Below are 3285 nucleotides of genomic sequence, written 5' to 3'. Positions count from 1 at the left end.
GTTCTTTAAAAAATTAGAAACAAGCTGAAAAACTGAGAGATTTTACTCAAGTCAGTAAAACTGATAAGAGAAAGTCTGAGTAATAAAAAATCTTAGCTGAACAAAAGCAGCTAAGTGTTTAGTTTAAAAACTTATCTCAATGCTTTCTAAAATGAAAACATTTGAGGTTGTATAGTTAAGTGACTAAGCGTACACGGTGGATGCCTTGGCAATCAGAGGCGATGAAGGACGTGCTAATCTGCGATAAGCTTGGATGAGTCGATAAGAGGCGTTTAATCCAAGATTTCCGAATGGGGAAACCCAGTAGATGAAGAATCTACTATCACTTACTCAATACATAGGTAAGTGAAGCAAACCGGGAGAACTGAAACATCTAAGTACCCCGAGGAAAAGAAATCAACCGAGATTCTGTGAGTAGCGGCGAGCGAAAGCGGAAGAGCCTGTTAGTGATAGCAGTTTTGTTAGGAGAATGTGCTGGGAAGCACAATCATAGAGGGTGATAATCCCGTATCCGAAAACATTATTGTGGTACTAAACTAACGACAAGTAGGGCGGGACACGAGAAATCCTGTCTGAATATGGGGGGACCATCCTCCAAGGCTAAATACTCCTGATTGACCGATAGTGAACCAGTACTGTGAAGGAAAGGCGAAAAGAACCCCTGTGAGGGGAGTGAAATAGAACCTGAAACCGTGTACGTACAAGCAGTGGGAGCCCTTCGGGGTGACTGCGTACCTTTTGTATAATGGGTCAGCGACTTATATTTTGTAGCAAGGTTAACTGAATAAGGGAGCCGTAGGGAAACCGAGTCTTAACTGGGCGTCTAGTTGCAAGGTATAGACCCGAAACCCGGTGATCTAGCCATGGGCAGGTTGAAGATTGGGTAACACTAATTGGAGGACCGAACCGACTAATGTTGAAAAATTAGCGGATGACTTGTGGCTGGGGGTGAAAGGCCAATCAAACCGGGAGATAGCTGGTTCTCCCCGAAATCTATTTAGGTAGAGCCTTGAGCGGACACCTTCGGGGGTAGAGCACTGTTTCGGCTAGGGGTCCATCCCGGATTACCAACCCGATGCAAACTGCGAATACCGAAGAGTGATACTCAGGAGACACACGGTGGGTGCTAACGTCCATCGTGAAGAGGGAAACAACCCAGACCGCCAGCTAAGGTCCCAAAGTACTAGTTAAGTGGGAAACGAAGTGGGAAGGCTTAGACAGCTAGGATGTTGGCTTAGAAGCAGCCATCATTTAAAGAAAGCGTAATAGCTCACTAGTCGAGTCGGCCTGCGCGGAAGATGTAACGGGGCTAAAACTAGTCACCGAAGCTGCGGCATCAGTAGCAATACTGTTGGGTAGGGGAGCGTTCTGTAAGCGGATGAAGGTGAATCGAGAGGTTTGCTGGACGTATCAGAAGTGCGAATGCTGACATAAGTAACGATAAAACGAGTGAAAAACTCGTTCGCCGGAAGACCAAGGGTTCCTGTCCAACGTTAATCGGGGCAGGGTGAGTCGGCCCCTAAGGCGAGGCTGAAAAGCGTAGTCGATGGGAAACGGGTTAATATTCCCGTACTTGGTATAATTGCGATGTGGGGACGGAGAAGGTTAGGTTATCAACCTGTTGGATGGTTGTTTAAGCCGGTAGGTGGAGCATTTAGGCAAATCCGGATGCTCATAACACCGAGAAGTGATGACGAGGTGCTACGGCACTGAAGTAACTGATACCACGCTTCCAGGAAAAGCCACTAAGCTTCAGATTATACTAAACCGTACTATAAACCGACACAGGTGGTCAGGTAGAGAATACTCAGGCGCTTGAGAGAACTCGGGTGAAGGAACTAGGCAAAATAGCACCGTAACTTCGGGAGAAGGTGCGCCGGCGTAGATTGTAAGGGTTTACCCCTGAAGGTTGAACCGGTCGAAGATACCAGCTGGCTGCAACTGTTTATTAAAAACACAGCACTCTGCAAACACGAAAGTGGACGTATAGGGTGTGATGCCTGCCCGGTGCTGGAAGGTTAATTGATGGTGTTATCGAAAGAGAAGCTCCTGATCGAAGCCCCAGTAAACGGCGGCCGTAACTATAACGGTCCTAAGGTAGCGAAATTCCTTGTCGGGTAAGTTCCGACCTGCACGAATGGCATAATGATGGCCAGGCTGTCTCCACCCGAGACTCAGTGAAATTGAAATCGCCGTGAAGATGCGGTGTACCCGCGGCTAGACGGAAAGACCCCGTGAACCTTTACTATAGCTTGACACTGAACATTGAATTTTGATGTGTAGGATAGGTGGGAGCCTTTGAAGCAGTCACGCCAGTGATTGTGGAGGCGTCCTTGAAATACCACCCTTTAACGTTTGATGTTCTAACGAAGAGTGGAAACACGCTCTCGGACAGTGTCTGGTGGGTAGTTTGACTGGGGCGGTCTCCTCCCAAAGAGTAACGGAGGAGCACGAAGGTTTGCTAATCACGGTCGGACATCGTGAGGTTAGTGCAATGGTATAAGCAAGCTTAACTGCGAGACAGACAAGTCGAGCAGGTACGAAAGTAGGTCATAGTGATCCGGTGGTTCTGAATGGAAGGGCCATCGCTCAACGGATAAAAGGTACTCCGGGGATAACAGGCTGATACCGCCCAAGAGTTCATATCGACGGCGGTGTTTGGCACCTCGATGTCGGCTCATCACATCCTGGGGCTGAAGTAGGTCCCAAGGGTATGGCTGTTCGCCATTTAAAGTGGTACGCGAGCTGGGTTTAGAACGTCGTGAGACAGTTCGGTCCCTATCTGCCGTGGGCGTTGGAGAATTGAAAGGGGCTGCTCCTAGTACGAGAGGACCGGAGTGGACGCATCCCTGGTGTTCCAGTTGTTTCGCCAGAAGCATTGCTGGGTAGCTACATGCGGAAGAGATAAGTGCTGAAAGCATCTAAGCACGAAACTTGCCTTGAGATGAGTTCTCCCAGTCTATAAGACTGTAAGGGTTGTTGGAGACTACGACGTAGATAGGTCTGGTGTGTAAGCGGTGTGAGCCGTTGAGCTAACAGATACTAATTGCCCGAGAGGCTTAACTATACAACGCTCAAGTGTTTTTGGGTGGGAATGAAAGGTTTTGAGGCTTGTTTTTGGTTTTGAGAAGAAGAATAGATAAGATAATGAGATGAATCATGACCGGATATTCCGGCGACCATAGTGCAGTAGTTCTACCTGACTCCATACCGAACTCAGAAGTAAAATGCTGTAATGCCGATGGTAGTGTGGGGCTTCCCCATGTGAGAGTAGGGCATCGCCGG

General features: G+C 48.2%; 2 rRNA genes. Both read left to right on the top strand.

Features of this window, described 5'->3' with window-relative positions:
• The first annotated feature begins 173 nt into the window (after nucleotides 1–173).
• A 23S ribosomal RNA gene (locus HSP_RS0103400) occupies nucleotides 174–3067 on the top strand.
• Between the two features lie 104 nt (nucleotides 3068–3171).
• A 5S ribosomal RNA gene (gene rrf, locus HSP_RS0103395) occupies nucleotides 3172–3285 on the top strand; the annotation flags it as partial.

Origin of the sequence: Haemophilus sputorum CCUG 13788 (assembly GCF_000238795.1) — a bacterium.
GTDB lineage: Bacteria > Pseudomonadota > Gammaproteobacteria > Enterobacterales > Pasteurellaceae > Haemophilus_A > Haemophilus_A sputorum.
Note: the sequence above shows the minus strand (reverse complement) of the source record. Positions and strands in the feature narration are given on the sequence as shown.